Annotated in this window: 15 protein-coding genes; 4 read left to right on the top strand and 11 right to left on the bottom strand. The window is 30.6% G+C overall.

Annotation, left to right across the window (positions count from 1 at the left end):
* Position 1: 1 nt before the first annotated feature.
* The 3 genes from WG951_RS09500 to WG951_RS09490 form a co-directional block, all read right to left on the bottom strand.
* Entirely contained in the window at positions 2-508 is a 507-nt protein-coding gene (locus tag WG951_RS09500) for a mechanosensitive ion channel domain-containing protein (protein ID WP_105050027.1), read from the bottom strand.
* A 12-nt stretch (positions 509-520) separates the two neighbouring features.
* Positions 521-1,030, bottom strand: a complete 510-nt coding sequence (locus tag WG951_RS09495) for an acyl-CoA thioesterase (protein WP_105050028.1) — start codon at positions 1,028-1,030, stop codon at positions 521-523.
* Positions 1,031-1,104: 74 nt separating this feature from the next.
* Positions 1,105-2,016 carry an SPOR domain-containing protein gene (locus WG951_RS09490; protein ID WP_105050029.1) on the bottom strand — a complete coding sequence of 304 codons (912 nt, stop codon included), beginning with the start codon at positions 2,014-2,016 and terminating at the stop codon, positions 1,105-1,107.
* A gap of 96 nt (positions 2,017-2,112) precedes the next feature.
* On the opposite strand from WG951_RS09490, the gene dprA reads away from it, so the two are divergent.
* Complete coding sequence (gene dprA, locus WG951_RS09485; protein WP_105050030.1) at positions 2,113-3,213, top strand: DNA-processing protein DprA; 1,101 nt, start codon at positions 2,113-2,115, stop codon at positions 3,211-3,213.
* A 20-nt stretch (positions 3,214-3,233) separates the two neighbouring features.
* On the top strand, positions 3,234-4,301 hold the full coding sequence (locus WG951_RS09480; RefSeq protein ID WP_105050625.1) for a hypothetical protein: 1,068 nt from the start codon (positions 3,234-3,236) through the stop codon (positions 4,299-4,301).
* A 187-nt stretch (positions 4,302-4,488) separates the two neighbouring features.
* On the opposite strand, the gene WG951_RS09475 is transcribed toward WG951_RS09480, so the two are convergent.
* The 8 genes from WG951_RS09475 to mutY form a co-directional block, all read right to left on the bottom strand.
* Positions 4,489-5,433 (bottom strand): energy transducer TonB, encoded by a 945-nt coding sequence (locus WG951_RS09475; protein ID WP_146105298.1) that lies wholly within the window; start codon positions 5,431-5,433, stop codon positions 4,489-4,491.
* 127 nt (positions 5,434-5,560) lie between these two features.
* Positions 5,561-6,919, bottom strand: a complete 1,359-nt coding sequence (locus WG951_RS09470) for a hypothetical protein (RefSeq protein ID WP_105050032.1) — start codon at positions 6,917-6,919, stop codon at positions 5,561-5,563.
* A 17-nt stretch (positions 6,920-6,936) separates the two neighbouring features.
* Positions 6,937-9,351: a TonB-dependent receptor gene (locus tag WG951_RS09465; protein ID WP_105050033.1), complete on the bottom strand. Its 2,415-nt coding sequence runs from the start codon at positions 9,349-9,351 to the stop codon at positions 6,937-6,939.
* A gap of 300 nt (positions 9,352-9,651) precedes the next feature.
* Positions 9,652-10,518: a DMT family transporter gene (locus tag WG951_RS09460; RefSeq protein ID WP_105050034.1), complete on the bottom strand. Its 867-nt coding sequence runs from the start codon at positions 10,516-10,518 to the stop codon at positions 9,652-9,654.
* A 105-nt stretch (positions 10,519-10,623) separates the two neighbouring features.
* Positions 10,624-11,172, bottom strand: a complete 549-nt coding sequence (gene gldD, locus WG951_RS09455; protein ID WP_105050035.1) for a gliding motility lipoprotein GldD — start codon at positions 11,170-11,172, stop codon at positions 10,624-10,626.
* Positions 11,165-12,493 (bottom strand): gliding motility-associated protein GldE, encoded by a 1,329-nt coding sequence (locus WG951_RS09450; RefSeq protein ID WP_105050036.1) that lies wholly within the window; start codon positions 12,491-12,493, stop codon positions 11,165-11,167. The genes gldD and WG951_RS09450 overlap by 8 nt, the downstream gene beginning before the upstream one ends.
* Before the next feature lie 19 nt (positions 12,494-12,512).
* Complete coding sequence (locus WG951_RS09445; protein WP_105050037.1) at positions 12,513-12,956, bottom strand: single-stranded DNA-binding protein; 444 nt, start codon at positions 12,954-12,956, stop codon at positions 12,513-12,515.
* Positions 12,957-13,128: 172 nt separating this feature from the next.
* Positions 13,129-14,172, bottom strand: a complete 1,044-nt coding sequence (gene mutY / locus WG951_RS09440; RefSeq protein ID WP_105050038.1) for an A/G-specific adenine glycosylase — start codon at positions 14,170-14,172, stop codon at positions 13,129-13,131.
* A gap of 166 nt (positions 14,173-14,338) precedes the next feature.
* Between mutY and WG951_RS09435 the strand changes: the two genes are divergently transcribed.
* The gene (locus WG951_RS09435; RefSeq protein ID WP_105050039.1) at positions 14,339-17,665 is read left to right on the top strand and encodes a SusC/RagA family TonB-linked outer membrane protein; all 3,327 of its coding nucleotides are present in this window, start codon (positions 14,339-14,341) and stop codon (positions 17,663-17,665) included.
* Positions 17,666-17,681: 16 nt separating this feature from the next.
* Entirely contained in the window at positions 17,682-19,235 is a 1,554-nt protein-coding gene (locus tag WG951_RS09430; RefSeq protein ID WP_105050040.1) for a RagB/SusD family nutrient uptake outer membrane protein, read from the top strand.
* Positions 19,236-19,250: the final 15 nt, after the last annotated feature.

Below are 19,250 nucleotides of genomic sequence, written 5' to 3'. Positions count from 1 at the left end.
TTTAATTATCTGGTTGCGGAGAATATTTAATATTTTTTTGAAGAATAACAGCATTTGGTAAGGTTATTAATTCTTTTTCTGGTGTTCTTAATGTGATAAAAAAAGCACCAATATCTCTAATTTCACCTGTAATATTATTGTCTTTCTCTAAAATAGTAATAGTGTCTCCTATTTTTACAGGGTAGTTTATAAATAAAATTAAACCTGCTGTAATATTAGAAAGTATAGACCATTGAGCAAAAAAAGCAATTCCTAAAATGGTTAAAAAAGAAGAAACATATACTAATAGTTGTTTTTCATCAACACCCCAAATAAAAGAAACTAAAACAATTACTGTAATATAAATTAGCACGGTAACTATTTTATTAGTTACTATAATTCTTGCTTTTTGAAATCCAAACTTTGTTTGAATCTTTTTTAAAGAATTGGTAATTAATAAGCGTGTTAAAATAGCAGTTACAAAAATTGCAACCGAGTAAATAATTTTATATTTATATAGCTCCATCATAATTATTAGTATTTAACTAAATAGTGCTTTTAAGGCAGTGGCATCGCTAGGTTTTAGTTTGCCAGCTAAAACTAAACTTAATTCTTTACGTCTTAATGCACCTTCAAAACGAGTTTCTTCTAAATCTGTTTCTGGTCTAATTTGAGGAATGGCAACAGGTTTTCCGGTATCATCTACCGCTACAAAAGTGTAAATACCTTCGTTAACTTTAGTTCTAGATCTAGATTGTCTGTCTTCTATCCAAACATCTACGTATATTTCCATAGAGGTGTTAAAGGCTCTAGAAACTTTAGCTTCTATAGTTACCACGCTTCCTACAGGGATTGCTTTATTAAAAGCAACATGGTTTACAGAGGCTGTAACAACAATTCTTCTAGAATGTCTTTTTGCTGCAATACTACAAGCTCTATCCATTCTTGCTAATAATTCGCCCCCAAAAAGGTTTTCTAAATAATTTGTTTCACCAGGTAAAACTAAGTCGGTAAGTATTGTTAAAGATTCTTTTGGCGTTTTTGCTTCCATCAAAAAATATTTTTGAACAAAGATACAATCACTTATTTAAAAGTGAAGTTTAAAAACGTTAAAGAAAAAAGGAATTAATCTAATTTTTTAGTTAATAACCAAGCGTCTTTAGAAACCGTTTTTTGAATTCGGTAAAGACTGTTAATTGCTTTATTACGATTAGAATAGCTGTTAAAGGTAACTTGTGTAAGTCCCCATTTGTTAACGCCAATTATTTTAGCATCATACCCTTTAGCTTTTAATTCGATAACTTTTTTTTCTGCATTTTCTGCAAATTGAAAAGCTCCTGCAATAATATGGTATGGTTTTGCTATTTCTTTAGCAACATTTAAATTAATAGTTGGTAAAGGGTTAGAAATTACAAAAGTAGCAGATTGTATTTTTTTCTGAATTGCTTTTTCTTGATTGGCTATAGTTACTTTTTGCTGATTATTTTGATAACCGTTATAACCTGCAAATCCTAAAGTTAATAAAACAGCAGCTGTTGCAGCATATTTTATAAATGCAGGTATTCCTTTTTTCTTTTCTTCTGTAAATACAGGAGTTAAAGGTTTTACTTGCTCTTTATATCTTGCAATTGCAGAAGATTCTACTGTTGCTAAACCAAAAGACTCTGTTAAATAGTTAACGGTAGTATTGGGTTCAAAAATAATTTGTTTTGCTTCATTTAAAGACAAAATACCTAAATTATCTATTTGTACTTGCTTATTTTGTAGCTCATTTTGCCACTTAATTACAGATAATGAAATAGCAGTAGATGCTTTCTCGAAAGAAATATTTTCTGCAGAAGCAATATAATTTGCTAATAAACCATCGTTGTGCTTTAACAGGCTGTTAAATGTAATTTGTTTTGTTGGTGGGGTAAAGGTGTTTGTAAAATTATTCACCTTTGCACCAATTCTATTTGTTACAAATCCTCCAAAGTCAGGTACAATTACACAATCGTATCTGTATAGTAAATCGTTAATGTATGTTGCTAAATTCATTGTAACAAATATAGAAATTAAGACGTTTTGTAAAACAATTTCTTAACAATTTTATCAACAAATATTTTATATATTGGTATTCAAATTGTTACCAAATTGAAAGAAGAAAAATTATTGGCAATCTTAAGATTGCAAAAATGCAAAGCTATTGGAGATATTTTGGCCAAAAAGCTTATTGTTAATGTGGGAGATGTAGAACAGGTTTTTAAAGAAAACACTGCAATGCTCTCAAAAATAAACGGAATAGGAAATCATGCTTTAAAACATTTGTTTGATGTTAAAAATATAGAATTAGCACAAAAGGAATTAAAATACATTAAAGATAACAACATTTCTTACACCTATTTTTTAGATAATGATTATCCTAAAAATCTTCAGCATTGCATCGATAGTCCTATTTTAATGTTTAAAGATGGAAATTTAGATTTCTCTAATTCCAGAATTATTTCTATTGTGGGTACACGAAATATTAGCTCTTATGGGCGTAATTTTTGCAATCAATTTATAGAAGAAATTGCAACCTACAACCCTATAATTGTAAGTGGTTTTGCTTATGGAGTAGATATTTGTGCACACAAAGCAGCGGTAGAAAATAAGTTGCAAACAATTGCTGTGTTAGCACATGGTTTTGGGCAAATATATCCGAAGGTTCATAAAAAATATATTCATCAAGTAAATGAAAATGGAGGTTTTTTAACTGAGTTTTGGAGTGAAGAAGATCCTCTAAGAGAAAATTTTCTAAAACGTAATAGAATTGTTGCAGGCATTTCTACAGCAACAATTATTATAGAATCGGCATCTAAAGGAGGTTCTTTAGTTACCGCAGATATTGCTAATTCTTATAACAAAGATGTTTTTGCTGTACCTGGTAGAACTACAGATTTGTATAGTAAAGGGTGTAATGATTTAATTAAAAACAACAGAGCGCACTTGTTAAATTCGGCAGCAGATGTTGTTAAAATGTTAAATTGGGATGTTCAAGAAAAAACCAAAACAATTCAAAAACAATTATTTGTAGAATTGAATGAGAATGAGCAAAAAATTCATGATTTGTTACACGATAAAGGACAACAATTGTTAGATGTTATTTCGTTAGAATGTAATATTCCTATTTATCAATTATCATCTATTTTATTGCAAATGGAATTAAAAGGGGTTACAAAACCTTTACCAGGAAAGATGTTTGAACTTGCTTAATAATGCTTATTTTTGATATTATGAAGTCAGAAAGAAAACTAATGTCTAAGAAGAAACCTACATTTCCTGTAAATGAAATGTTGAGTTCGTATTTAAAAAAATATAATAGAAACATAAAAATTCCTATTTTTTATGACGATCTGTTACGTTTTCAGGGCTCAATTACGGTTTACGATAAAAATGAAGAAGATACCCTTTGGATACGTACTTATTATTCTGAATGGGATAGAGCAGAAATTGATAAAAGTTTAAAAAAAATATATACCATGTTGCTTTCTGACGGAAGTGATGAAACCATTCCGTTTTTAAATGTAGACGCCATAGATTACTGTACGTTTGGTAATTCTAAACCCTTTAGAGTTAAGGTAAGAAATATTTTAAATGACAATTTTACTTATTTTTATGTAAAAAAAGCAGATGCTTCTCGTGTTTATGGTTTAGAATTAGAACATATATTATCACCTCATAATATTAATTTCTTAGTATATAAAGATACTTTAATAGAAGAGCATATTGTAGGGATTCCTGGAGACGATTTTATTAAAAATTTCTTGCCAAAATGTAGCGAATCAGAAAAATCTCAGATAGCCAAAGAGTTTGTTAAATTTAAAGAACGTTGTTTGGTTAGGTTGTTAGGAGATATGCGTTCTTACAATTATGTTGTTACACCAACGCACGATTTTTCTCATATTATTTATAAAATTAGAGCCATTGATTTTGATCAGCAATCTTTTGAAGGGAATTTAAAAGTTTACAATCTTCAGTTTATGAAAGAAAACTTTAAGATGGTAGAAATGGTTGGTAAAAAATTACAAAATAGTTCTATAAATCAATACAAAATAGAAGAACGTTCTTTTATGGCAAAACGTATGATTACAGCGCCAAGAAGAACAGAGTTTCTTATTAATTGTATGAAAAACGATACGATTTCTTATCCTAAAAATGTAGCATTATTAAAGAACCAACTAATTAAATATGTGGGAGATGTAAAGTTTAAAGAGTGTACAAATATGGGAGAAATTTTAGATACTATTTTATCTTTTGTAAAACGTAATTACTTAGATATTAGTAATAAAGAATTGTTTTAGAAGCTATTTCCTGCTTTACACTATATCTTTTTATTTCTGTTACAGCTAATTTATTTTATTGTAATCTTTGGCAATTTTATTATTAGAAACAGATTGCTTCGTTCCTCGCAATAAGCTTATAAAAGAGGCATAAAAAGGATGTCGTTTCAATCAGGGCTAGAGTTTGTTTGTTGTTATTTTAAAAATATTAGTCAATTATAATGCTTATTGGTAAGTTGTATTTTGTTTTTACAATTTTATCAGCTTGTTTTCCAGGGATTAATTGTGGTAATTTTTTAAGTGCTTTTATAACCTCTTTTTCTAATTTTCTGTTAGAAGATTTAGCTTTAATATCTGTCACGTATCCCTTTTTATCAACAATAAATTCAGTATAAATTTGGTGTTTACCTTTTTTTAAGTCTAGTTTTTGGGAAGGTTTCGTATTAAAATTTTCCTCAAAGAAAATCTTAATTCTTTTCTCAAAGTTTTTTTGAGTATTTTCTTCTGATTCTTTAAACTTTGGGCTTTGTTCAATAATAAATCCCATTATAATTTCTTCCTCTTCAATTTCATTAAATTCAATAACTCCATCAATTTTTAATTCTTCAACAACTTCGCCTGTAGTAACTATCTCTATAGGTTCGTCATTTTTTAAATTGGTATTACAAACTGTAATTCTAGTTGTGGCAGGAGAATGGGGGAGGATTTCTTTTTTAGTTACAATAATAGTGTCTTCTTTAAGTATGTTTTCTAAGGAGTTAGTTTCTTTTTTTATATTATTAATTGTATCAATAATTACTACATCTTGTATTTTTTGTTTTTTACCATCCGTATATTGGCAAGAAAAAAGAGTTGTGCCCATCACAAAAAATAAAGACAGCACAAATAATTTTTGAAAAGATAAATGTTGATCAAAAACTACTTTAGGAATTTCAATTGTGATACTATTTAGTTGTTTTTTATAAAAATGCCCGCAAACTCGCTTTTTTTTATTTTTAATTAAGTAATCTGTAATTTCACTTGTAGTTTTTTTAGTAAAATCAATCACAGTTTTAGAACAAGAACTGCAAAATTTTCCTTTTTCTTTTTGGGTCATCTTGTTCCAATTTTCATGACAAGGTTTAGGAATTGTAATTTTGAGTTTCGAGTTCATAATATTAGTTTTATGAAGTCTAAATCAAAGAAGATGCCAAAGTTAAAATTTTGTTAAACAGTAAGTATTTAAAGCAAAAAGAGGCGTAAAATAAAATTACGCCTCTTTTTTATATCAGTCTTCTAAATTAGAAAGCACCTATAAAATGACTTCCTTCTGCATTTACCAATTCTGCACCTTTAGTTACAACACCAGTTTCTGTATCTATAACATAAATGTTTCCATTTTTTCCAACAGGAGCTTGTGTTACATATATTTCTGTACCATCAACTACAAAACCTTGGTATTGGAATAAGTAAAAATCTGGATCGTAAGGAATGGCATCAATTTTAGTAGCCGTTTTAGCATTTAAATCTACAAGAGCAAAAAAGCCTTGTGCGCCTGCTAAACCATCCTGAGAACCATTATGACGGTAAGCTACAACCGCTTTACCATTTGCAGCTGGTCTCCAAGCAAGAATATAAGCACCTTCTATTCCTAAAGCGTCATTTAGGTTAAAATTATAAGAATTATCATATTCGTTATCAGCTCCAATTTTTAAGATATAAGAACCTTCTGGGTCACTTTGGTTGGCTTGGTAAACACTTCCTCCGTATTCGAAAGCGTTAATGCTTCGGTATCCGTTGGTGTTTCCGTGTCCTAAAGTAGACGTAATTACCGTTGGGTTTAATAAAGAAGGGTAATCTAATACAATTGTTTTAGAACCTAAAATTTCATAACCACTATCGTTTTCTACAGTTGCAGGATCTACTTTACTTAAACGAGCTCCAATATATAGTTTATCTCCAGCCTTATTTAAAGTAGGCATGTCAATTCTAGAAATATAATAACCTTTTGCTTCTTCTTCTGCACTTAAACGTACAACATGCTCCTTGAATTCGTTTATTGAAGAGTTTACTAAGTCTAAAGTTACTACACCTATTTTAGCTTCTGTATAGTTATAAGTATCATCTGTAGCATCATCCGGAGTACCATTGTCATCAACTTGGTGTTCTGTAGATACATAAACTGCAGATCCTGTTTGGTCTCCATCAAATAATTTTATCCACCTTGGTGCGGTACCAACATAAGGAGCAATACTAACCTCAGAACCCGTAGGAGTAAATGTTTGTCCGCCTTCTACAGTGTATTTTGTGTAATTACCACCAGTATCACCTGCGTAGCTAATGTTAAAAATAGTACTTCCATCTTCAGAAGATTGTAATCTTGCAGTTCTGTTTGATGGTGCAATAAATCCGTTTTCAAAAGGATTAATAGATACGGTTGGGTCTTTAGCATCTTCGCTAGTTACAGCGTAAATTAAAGTTCCTCCGTTTCCGTCTCCTGGGTTATCGCCCATTTTTGCTCCTGCAACTGTAATCCATCTGGTGTCTTCGATTGGGTTAGGGGTAACAGTGTCGTCATTAATATCATCACTACATGCAGTTAATGCACCGAATGCTAATATAAAGGCTAATGCTTTGGGGTTTGTAAATATTTGTTTCATTTTATACTATTTTATGGTTAAAATTTATTTATTGTGTAATTTAATTTTAGGTAAAAAGCTCTTCCTGGTTTCTGTACAGATAAATTATCATACACCGGTTTATCGAATATGTTTTTAACATCGAAACTTGCTACCAGTTTTTTGTTTGGAAAAGCATAACTAAGCCCAAGATCTTGTGCTAGTTGTTTAGGTACTTCAAAAAAATCATTACCAACAGTATTTGATCCTTGAGAAGTTAAGTAAGAAAAATCATCTGTAAAATACATGTTGTAGAATAGGTTTAATCTAGAGTTTTTCTGAATTACATTTTTAAATGAATATCGTAAACTACCATTCATTGTAAAAAAAGGAGTGTTAGGCACATCTATTTCTACACCGTTGTTCTTAACCTTTAAATCGAATTTAGAGACATTAAAATTTAACCCAAAGTTTCTGTTATAGGTGTAGTTTATTTGTGCGTCTATTCCTTTAGAGGTTCCGCTACCTTGGTTAACATATACTATTAGTTCATCATCAACATTAAAAGAGGTTTCTATAGGCAAACCAATTCTATCTTTAATATTTCGGGTAAATAAATTTGTAGAAAGGGTAAGAGCATGTTTTTTTACATGAAAAGTTCCGAATCTAAAACCTAAATTATAGTTGTTACTTTGCTCTGGATTAATGCTAGCATTGGCAACTACATTATCACCATCATTACCAAAAACTTCTGTTTCATCTGGTAAACGAATTGCTTTTTCTGCTGAAGCAAGAAGCGTTATTTTGGGAGAAATCATGTACGAAGCAGCAAAACCATAACCATTGTGTTTTTTGTTGCTGCTAATGGTTTCGTCTACGATTCTGTTAACTCCGTTAGCATCTTTTTCTATGGCAGGATCTATGCTTATTGTTTTCTGTTGATAATGTTTTCCAAACAAACTTGCTTTTAGTTTGTTATCAAAAGGAGAAAATTCATATGTTAAAGAATAGATGTTTTTATAAAGATTTCTGGTGCCTTTAAATGTGTTTTCTAATAGTGATACTAAAACGTCGCTATCTTCTCTATCAACTCCGCTATACACATGGTTTACGAGTACTTTATGCTGTTTATTAATGTCATAAGAAACTCCAGTTCTTATAGAGGCTACTTTCCTTTTAATTTTGGCTAAGGTAGGTCCGCCTTCTTGTTGAGAACCCCATGTATATTTGTATTCGTTACCTCTAAAATCAATTGCTCTTTCTCCGTTCCAGCTATAAGCCCAAGCAACAGTATCGTTAACTGCACGGTTTCTTTTACCGTACAATCCATTTATTTTTAAGTTTAATCCTTTTGTAAAAAGATTTTTCTTTTGATAGTTTATGTTTGCCAACAAAGCATCCGATTCTAAATACCTGTCCTTGTATGGAGTAATGGTCATAAAAGCACCATGTTGTACTTCTTTATAATCATCAGAACCTGTTATTCCAATAAAAAATTGATCTGCCCATTTTACGTTGGTAAAACCAATCTGAGCCATTCCACCGGTAGATCTATAAGCATCATTAAATCTTCTGGCTGTAATAGGTGTTTGCACTCCGCCTAAACCAGTAACAACAACGCTTCTGCCTGAAACTTTATAATCATTATCAGAATAATTATGAAAAAGAGACGCTTTTACTGTTAAACCCGTTTTATCAAAACGATACAAACCATTTACATTTGCTTGTAAAGTATTAAATGATCCGTAAGAAACCGATGCATTTAAATTGGTTTTAGTGTCTTTATGAAGTACAATATTAATAGCGCCACCCAAAGCATCGTCTGCCAAATGTCCTGGAACCACACCTTTGTAAACTTCAATGTTTTTAATCATAGAAGGAGGAATACTATTTAAATTAAAAGAAGAACCATAAACGGCACTAGGAATTCCGTCTATAAAAATTCGTACTGCGTTGCCAGACAATCCATTTAAACTATAACTAACGTCCGAACCTAAACCTCCATTTTGACGAATTTTAACACCAACTGTTGTGTTTAATAATTCGTTTGTTTGGATGTTTCTAAGACTAGCTTCTTTTGTTTTTATAACATTTACAGCAAAACCTTGAGTTTCTTTTTTTGTTTTTTCTGTTTTGGTAGTTATCCTTACTTCGTCTAATTGATTTTTTATCAACTCTAAGGATAGATTAACTTCTTTTTTCTTAGTGTTAAGTAAAGCTGTGATTATTTTCCGTTTTGAATTTAAAGAATGGAATTGAATTTTATGCGTGCCGTAGGGTATCGATTTTATATAAAATTCTCCATTAAAATCAGTAACAGTTTCTTTGTAGAAATGCGCTCCTTTTATAACTACAAATACATCTATTGCAGGTTCGTTATTGTTAAATTTTACTTTACCATAAAAATCTCCTTCTTGACTAAATGAAGCGTATGATAAAAGAAAAAGTATACATGTTTTGATAAAATGAGACATTCTTTTTTTTTGACAAATATAGTTTTATTTATATTTAATCTAAATAAGCTTAGTTGTTTTAGTGAATTATAATTTTAAATATGGTTTTAGGGGTGATGTATTAATTTTAATGGGATAGTATTAAGAATAATTAAAAAATGACGCCTTATTTTTAATGATTCTACATAGTGTGTTCTGTAGATTTACCTCTTTTGCATAGCAAAAACACCTATAAAAAATGATTTTAGGGCATTTTGTAAAGAGAAAATCTAAAAAAGATATTAAATTTTGTAAGGTTTGCTGTTTTAGAAGTGGTTTCTGTTAAGTGGTTTGTTTCCCACTTCTAAAACTTTCTATAACTACGGTTGATAAAATTAAACTACCTCCAATAAAAGTATGTAGGGTAGGAATTTCGTTTACAAAGAGGTAGGCAATTATAATTCCAAAAATGGGTTGTACACTACTAATAATACTTGCTGTAGTAACTGTAAAATGTTTTAGAGAATGCACCATCATTGTGTGTCCTATAGCAGTAGTTATTAATGCAACTACTATTAAAAGAGGGATTTGACTTTGTAGGTTAGAAAAATCACTGAAAAATAAAACAGGAATTAATAGTACAGCAACAACAATCATTTGGTGTAACATTAACGCACTTCCGTTATAGTCTTTTACATGTTTTTTAATGGTGAGGTTTCTAAGAGCGTAACAGAAGGCGGATAAAATTCCGAATAAAATTCCTTTTAAATCATTGCTTTCTAAAGAAAAATCTGGGACTAAAATGTACACGCCAATTAAAACGATAAGGGCTAAAAAAATATGTACAGGGTTTAATTTTTGTTTAGAAAAAAAAGGTTCTAAAAAAGCAGTGATTACAGGAAAAGTATAAATAGATAGCATTCCTAAAGCAACATTAGATAACTTTAATGCAATAAAATAAGTAACCCAATGAGCACCCATAAAAAAACCACTAATGATAAAAGAAATAAAATCTGCTCTCGATTTTATTTTTAAATCGATCTTTTTAATTTTACAAAAGATATAAATAAAAACAGCTGCTAAAATTGCTCTACATAAAATAATAGCCTCTGCAGGCAAAGCAATATATTTTCCTAAAACACCAGAAGTACTAACGAAAAGGGTTCCTAAAAGTAAAAATGATACGTTTTTTCCGTGTAAGTTTTCCATTAAATTTTTATTGTAGTTTTAGGAGGTCAATTTTTTTGTGCAAAATTGAGGGGGAGATCAAGAAAGGCGAAGTTTTTGTTTGATTTTTTTTATTTTAAAGTGTTGTTATTTCCACTCTAAAGTTTCTATCAATCTTAAAATATCTTCTTTAATGTAACTTACGGCTGGTAAAACAGAATCGTAGTTTGGTTTTGTGTAAAAATATAAAGATCCTTTTATAAAATTATGCGTACTATCAGTTAAATGAAACTGAATTTGAGAAGCTGCATTTCCTGTAATCTCATAAATACTACCAAAGACTCTTTTTTTAGGGTTTACAAAATCTTTAGGAATAATTTGTTCAGCCTTAATGGTGTGTTTAAATACTAGTTTTTCTGCTTCGGTAAGCAATTCTTTTATATTGTTATTTATAGGTCTGTAAGTTATGTCTATAGATGCTTTTAAATTAGGGTATATAATGGTAAGCCAATTATTAGCATCGTCTTTAACCTTAGTGTCTTTTAAAATGTCAAAAGAATATGGACGCTCTAAAGTTAATTTTTGATATGATTTTTTAGGGTACGTTAAGCTTAAATAGGCTTTAGGTTTTGGTAGTGTATCTTCTTTGCAAGAAAGAAAAGTAATTGTAAATATTAATAGAAAAATGTTACGCATTTCTGGTTGCTTTAACTTGTTTAATACGTTTTTTATCTAACGCTTCTATGGTAAACGTATAGTTCTTAAAGTTTATTTTCTCTCCCTTTCTAGGGAATTTACCAGAAATTTCTAAAATAAATCCGGCTAAGGTTTCGCTTTCTCCTTTTTCTTCTTCAAAAATTTCTTCATCTTCATCATCTAAAACTCTACAGAAATCTTTAATAGAGGTTTTGCCTTCAAAAACATAATTGTTAGCATCTATTTTAGAATATTGTAAATCTTCATCATCAAATTCATCATTAATATCGCCTACAATTTCTTCTATTACGTCTTGTAAGCTTACTAAACCACTTGTGCCACCATATTCATCAACAACAATTGCCAAGTGATTTTTTTTCTCTCTAAAATCACCCAATAAATCATCTAATTTTTTATTTTCTGGTACAAAAAATGGTTCTCGTAATAATGTTGGCCACTTAAAGTTTTTTTTATTTAAATGTGCCAACAAGTCTTTAGCGTACAAAATACCAATAATATTGTCTATGCTGTCTTTGTAAACAGGATTTCTAGAGTATCCGTTTTTTAGAATTTTATCTAAAACAACTTCATAAGGCTCGTCATCAGAAAGTGCAAAAATATCTATACGAGGTACCATAATTTGTACCGTTTCTGTGTTTCCAAAATTTACAATTCCTTCTAATATTTTTTGTTCGTCTTTGGTAGTGGCTCCTTCAGAAGTTAATTCTAATGCTTGCGATAAGGTTTCTACAGAAAAGTTAGAGTTTTTACTCCCTAATTTTTTTTCTATCCATTTTGTTAATGTTATTAAGGGTAAACTAAAAGGGGTTAATAGAATACTTATAAAATGAATAAATTTAGACATTGTTTTAGAAAAACGGAGTGCGTTTCTAGAGGCGTAAACCTTTGGTAAAACTTCTCCAAATAAAAGAATTAAAAAGGTTACTAAAACAATTTCTAATAAAAAGCGAATAGGAATGGTAAAAAGGTATGCGTTTAATTGATAATCGAAATGACCAAATAAAGTTTCTGATAGGGAAGCAAATAATAAAACAATTAAAATGTTTATAAAATTGTTGGTTATTAGAATGGTTGCTAGTAATTTTCTGGGTCTTTCTAGTAAGGTTACAACAATATTTTGTTCTTTTCCGTTGTTAGAAAGTTCGTTTAAATCGGTTTGAGAAAGCGAGAAAAAAGCAACTTCTGCTCCTGATACTAGCGCAGAACTTAATAGTAAAGCAATTAGTAGTATTGCATTAAATGTGGTTAGTAAATCTGTTGAAGCTAGTAATAAAAATAATATTTCGGGATCTGGGTCCAATTGCTTTAGGTTTGATTAATTAAAAAGGTAAATCATCGTTTTCTTCTTCCTGAACAGCTTTTGGTGCTGGTGCAGAAGGTTTTTGATGTTGTTGTGGATTAGTATTATTAGGTGTTTCTAAGTTTTTCTTTGTAGATAACATGGTCATTTCATTTACATGAATCTCTGTAGAATAGCGTTTTACGCCATCTTGTTCCCATTGTCTGTTTTTTAATTTACCTTCAACATACACTTTATCACCTTTAGATAAATATTTTTCACAAACCTTTGCTAATCCGTTTCTTACAACAATATTATGCCAGTCTGTAGAGGTTACTTTTTCTCCGGTAGTTTTATTGGTGTAGCTTTCGCTAGTTGCTATAGGAAATCTACCAACACAGTTTTGATCATCAAAATAATGCATCTTAACATCATCACCTAAGTTACCAATTAAAATTACTTTATTTATTGTTCCTGCTGCCATAGCTTTATTTTTTTTATTGATAGGTGTAGCGCAGTCTAGACCTATAAAATTTAATCTCTCGAAAAGCTGCGCTCTTACTTTTAATTAAAATATTTTTTAATTTTTGTAAGTCTCGAGTAGATAAACTTAATGTAAGTTAAAAATTTTACATCAAAAGTACTAAAAATATCAATTACTTTTTAGTTAGAAAAGTTTCTAAAAAATTAGCAATTAAAATAGGGACTGGGTGTTTTTCTATTTCAGTCCATTTTATGGTGGCTTTGTTTAGCTTTTTAGTTTCTATAATCCAAAATTGTGTATATAAATGTTGATGCGATAATTTATGTACGATTTCTTTTTCATTAAAGAGAGAAATCGTTGTTTCTGCAGGAAATAGATCAATAAATTCTTCGGATGAAACTAGTTCATTTTTGTTGATGTTTTTATTGCTTTCTATTAATGGAAATTGAAATAAACCTTGCCAGATTCCTTTTCCTTTTCTTTCAGATAAAATAGTTTTATTGTCATCGGTTTTTATCACCAAAAAATTAAAATAACGTTTTCTAACCTTTATTTTTTTCTCTTTTACTGGTAACTCGTTTGTTAGCTTTTTTTCTAATGCCATGCAACTACCCGAAAAAGGGCAGCTATCGCACAATGGGTTTTGAGGTTTACAATGTAATGCACCAAAATCCATAATTGCCTGGTTAAAGGTTCCAGGTTGAGATTCATCAATTAAAGTCTGCGCTAAAGCTTTAAACTCTTTAATCCCTGCAGATGAGTTAATGGGGGTTTTAATTCCGTAATAGCGAGAAAGTACTCTGTAAACGTTTCCGTCTACAACAGCAGTGGGTTCATTAAAGCAAATTGAAGCAATTGCAGAAGCGGTATAATCTCCTATTCCTTTTAGTTTTATAATTTCTTTATATGTTGAAGGAAATTCGCCGTTTAATTCGTTGGCAATTTGTTTTGCGGAAAAATGAAGATTTCTTGCTCTAGAATAATACCCTAAACCTTGCCACATTTTTAACACGGTACTTTCATCCGCTTTAGCGAGATCGAAAACAGTGGGAAAAGTGTCTGTAAATTTTAGATAATAAGACAAACCTTGAGCAACTCTTGTTTGTTGTAGCATGATTTCTGATAGCCAAATAAAGTATGGGTTTCTAGATTTTCGCCAAGGCAAATCTCTATTGTTTTGTAAGTACCAGTAAATTAATGTATTGGAAAATGTCATCGTATAAAAATCGATTTGCAATATTATAACAATCAATTTTAAGGATTAGAGGATTCTTGATAAAAATTGATAAGTGTTAAAATATTGTAGTTAAAATTAACTTTTAATTTGGTTTATTAACATAAAATTAAGAGGTTTACACTAATTAATTCAAATAAATTATTAAATGAAATTAAAAACTAACTTTATTTTAACGCTCTTTTGGGCGTTTGTAGTGCAAGTTTCTTTTGCACAAAGTAAAATGATATCAGGAACTATTTCTGATAAAACAGGTGTTTTGCCAGGAGTTTCGGTTCTTGTGAAAAGTACCAATAAAGGAACGGAGTCCGATTTTGATGGTAAATACGTTATCTCAGCAAAAGCAGGAGATGTTTTGGTGTTTAGATATCTTGGGATGAAAACCTTAGAAAAAACAGTTGGAACAGGAAGTGTCTTAAATGCGGTACTTGAAGAGGATTCTCAAAGTTTAGATGAGGTTGTAATTACAGGTATTACTACTACAGATAAACGTTTATTTACTGGTTCTGCTACTTCTATAAAAGCTTCTGAAGTGAAGTTAGATGGGGTTCCAGAAATAGGTAGGGCTTTAGAGGGGCGAGCAGCAGGGGTTACTGTGCAAAATGTTTCTGGTACTTTTGGTGCCGCACCAAAAATTAGAATTCGTGGTGCAACTTCAATTTATGGTAGTTCAAAACCATTATGGGTTGTAGATGGTGTAATTATGGAAGATGTAATAGAGTTAACTTCAGATGCACTTTCTTCTGGAGATGCAACAACTTTAATAAGTTCTGCAATCTCTGGTTTAAACCCTGATGATATTCAGAGTTTTGAAGTTTTAAAAGATGGTTCTGCAACCTCTATTTATGGAGCAAGAGCAATGGCTGGTGTAATTGTTATTACAACTAAAAAAGGTAAAGCAGGAGTAAGTTCTTTTAATTATACGAATGAAACTACTTTTAGAATGAGACCTTCTTATAGTAATTTTAATATCATGAATTCTCAAGATCAAATGTCTGTGTATGAAGAAATGCGTTCTGCAGGTTGGTTAAATTATTCAGATATTGGAAATGCATCAGAAAGTGGGGTTTATGGAGAAATGTATAACGGATACAATGAGTATAACTCAAATGGAACTCCGCTTGTAGAGAATACTCCAGAAGGAAGAGCTGCTTTTCTTAAGCAGGCAGAACTTAGAAATACCAATTGGTTTAAGGAGTTGTTTAATATTAATGCAATGCAAAGTCATTCTATTAGTATGTCTTCTGGAACAGATAGAGCAAACTATTATGGTTCTGTAAGTGCTTTAGTAGATCCGGGTTGGACCAAGTCTAGTAGTGTAAATCGTTATACTGCCAATTTTAAATCGATATTTAAAATAACAGATAAGTTAACTTTAAATGCTATTAGTAATGCTTCGTTTAGAAAACAAAGAGCTCCAGGTACTTTGTCTCAAGATACAGATGTGGTAACGGGTGAGGTAAAAAGAGATTTTGATATTAATCCATATTCTTTTGCCTTAAACTCTTCAAGAGCCTTAGATCCAGATAAATTTTATACAAGAAACTATGCAGATTTTAATATTGTAAAAGAGTTAGAGGAAAACTACATAGATATTAATAATACAGATTTAAGATTTCAAGGACAGTTAAACTATAAAATTAATCCAGAAATGGAAATTTCTGTTTTAGGTGCTATAAAACATCAAACAACTTCTATAGAACATAATACTACAGAATTCTCTAACCAAGCAAATGCTTATAGAGCAATGGGTAATGAGGTTGTAAGAGAAAATAATCCTTTCTTATATTCAGATCCAGATGATGAATTTGCTGTACCCGTTAGTGTTTTACCAGAAGGAGGTATATACAGACGTACAGATTACAATTTATTTGGATACGATTTTAGAGCAATGTATTCTTACAAAAATATCTTTAACGAAGATCATACCGTTAACTTTTATGGGGGTGCAGAATTAAATGCTGTTGATAGAAAAAATACAAATTTTACAGGTTGGGGATTACAATACTCCTTAGGAGAAATTCCTTTTTATGATTACAATTTGTTTAAACAAGGTATTGAAGAAAACAATTTGTATTATGGAATGGAAAATACAAGAAAAAGAAATTTAGCCTTTTATGGTAATGCATTATATTCTTGGAAAAGACGATATACTATTTTAGGAACATTACGTTATGAAGGTTCTAATAAATTAGGGAAATCTACAAGTGCTAGATGGTTACCTACTTGGAATGTTTCTGGTGCTTGGAATGCTCATGAAGAAGAATTTTTTGAAAGTTTACGACCAATTGTAAATAGTTTTACTTTAAAAGCTTCTTATAGTTTAACGGCAGATAGCGGACCGTATTATGTTACAAATTCTGTAGCGGAAATTAAGAGTGAAAATCCTTGGAGACCTTCTGCAGGAACAAAAGAAAGTTCTTTGTATATCAGTTCTTTGGCAAACGGAGAATTAACGTATGAAAAGAAACATGAAATTAATATTGGAGCTGAAGCATCATTTTTAAAAGACGATCGTTTAAGTGTAGCTGTAGATTGGTATAAGAGAGATAATTTTGATTTGATTGGTAGGGTAAATACACAAGGTATTGGTGGTGAATTAACAAAGTATGGAAATGTAGCGTCTATGACTTCTGATGGAGTTGAGTTATCTATTTCTGCAACACCATTTAAAAATGATGATTTTAGCTGGCAAACAAGTTTTGTTTATTCAAAAATTACAAATAAGGTAACAGAATTAGAAACAAGACAAAGAGTTATCGATTTAGTTACTGGTAATGGTTTTGCAAGAGAAGGTTACCCTGTTAGATCTATCTTTTCAATACCTTTCGAAGGCTTAAATGCTGAAGGTTTACCTACTTTTAAAGACCAAGACGGTAATGTTACTGTAGGTGATATCTATTTTCAAGAAAGAGATAAATTAGATTTTTTAGAATATTCTGGTTCTGCTGATCCAACAGATGTAGGTAGTTTTGGTAATATATTTAAATATAAAAATTTAAGTTTAAATGTGTTTACTACGTTTTCTTTTGGAAATGTGGTAAGGTTAAACCCTGTTTTTAGTTCGAGTTATACAGATCTTGCATCTTTACCAAAAGAATATCAAGATAGATGGGTTGTGCCAGGAGATGAAAACATAACCAATGTGCCTGTAATAGCAACACAAAGACAACGTTATAATTACGGTAATACTGTTTTAGCAACAGCGTATAATGCATACAATTATTCTGATGCACGTATTGCAAAAGGAGACTTTATACGTTTAAAACAAGTTTCTTTAGCGTATAACTTTCCTAAAAATGTTGTAGAGAGTTTAAATGTAAATAGTTTGGCTCTTAAATTACAAGCAACTAATTTATTTTTATTGTATTCGGATGATAAACTAAATGGTCAAGATCCTGAGTTTTATAACTCTGGAGGTGTTGCAAGTCCTTTAGCTAAACAAATAACATTTACATTAAGATTAGGTCTATAATATAAAAACATATAAAATGAAAAACAATAAAAAAATATTATTTACAATCTTTTTTTTATCTCTGTTTGCTGTTTCTTGTAACGACTTTTTAGATGAATTACCAGATAATAGAACAGAAGTAGATAATCAGAATAAAATTAGAAAACTGTTAGTTTCTGCTTATCCTTCAACAGGAGAGGCTGTAGTAGCAGAAATGTCTTCAGATAATTTTCAAGATTTAGGAGATACAAACCCAGATTGGGAAAGAATACATCAACAATTAGTTTATTGGGAAGATGTTACAGAAACAGATAATGACGGACCAGATTCAGTTTGGGAAGGATGCTACGGAGCAATTGCTGCAGCAAATCAAGCTTTAGAAGGAATTAATTCTGTTGGAGATCTAGATCTATCTGCAGAAAGAGGAGAGGCTTTAATAACAAGAGCGTATGCGCATTTTATTTTAGTGAATGTTTTTAGTAAACATTATAATGAGCAAACTAGTGGTTCTGATTTAGGAATTCCTTATTTAGAAGCTCCTGAAACAAGCTTAAATCCTCAATACGAAAGAGGTACAGTTAAAGATGTTTACGAGAAAATTAATAAAGATATAGAAGAAGCGTTGCCATTAATTAGAGATGATATTTATGATGTGCCTAAATACCATTTTACATCTAAAGCAGCTTATGCTTTTGCAGCAAGGTTTAATTTATATTATCAAAATTGGGAAAAAGCAAAAACATATGCTTCTGTTGTGCTAACGCAAAATCCATTAAGTGTTTTAAGAGATTGGGCTGCTCAAGGTTTAGTAAATAGAGACCAAGATCCATTAACAAATGCTTACATAAATGATAATAGTAGTCTTTTAAATGTAACATCTGCATCAAATGCAGGTTTAATATTTGGTCCATATAGAGTGGTTACACGTTTTAATCATACGCGTAATATAGCAGACACAGAATCTATGTATGTTCCTTTACCTTTTGGAAACGTAACTTCTGCTAGTTATAATTACCGTCCATCAAATTATACCGCAAGTAATTTTGATAAAGTGGTATACTTTAAAATGCCATATTTATTTGAATATACAGATCCTGTAGCAAAAATTGGTTTTAGAAGAACTGTATATGTACCGTTTACAACAGATGAAACTTTGTTAGTAAGAGCAGAGGCAAATGTAATGTTAAAACAATATGGAGATGCTATAAATGATTTAAATACTTGGACAAGGAATTTTTTCAGAAATAGTGAAACTACAGTGGCAGACGTAAATACTTTTTATGATGGCTTAGCTTACTCAACAGAAGATGTGCCAAATCAAAAGAAAACATTAGCACCTAAATTTAGTGTTGAAGCAGGTACGCAAGAAAATATGATTCATTATACACTTCAGTGTAGAAGAATTTTAACAATTCACGAGGGGTTAAGATGGTTTGATATTAAAAGATATGGAATTACTGTACCTCGTTATAAAAGTGATTTGGTTGGAAACATTAGTGTAGAAGATGTATTAAAAGCAGATGATGCTCGTAAGGCTATTCAATTACCTAAAGATGTTGTTTCTGCAGGATTAACACCAAACCCTAGATAAACTAATTATAAGAAT

It is taken from the genome of Polaribacter butkevichii, assembly GCF_038024105.1.
GTDB classification, from domain to species: Bacteria; Bacteroidota; Bacteroidia; order Flavobacteriales; family Flavobacteriaceae; genus Polaribacter; species Polaribacter butkevichii.
This window is presented reverse-complemented; position numbering and strand designations above follow the sequence as displayed.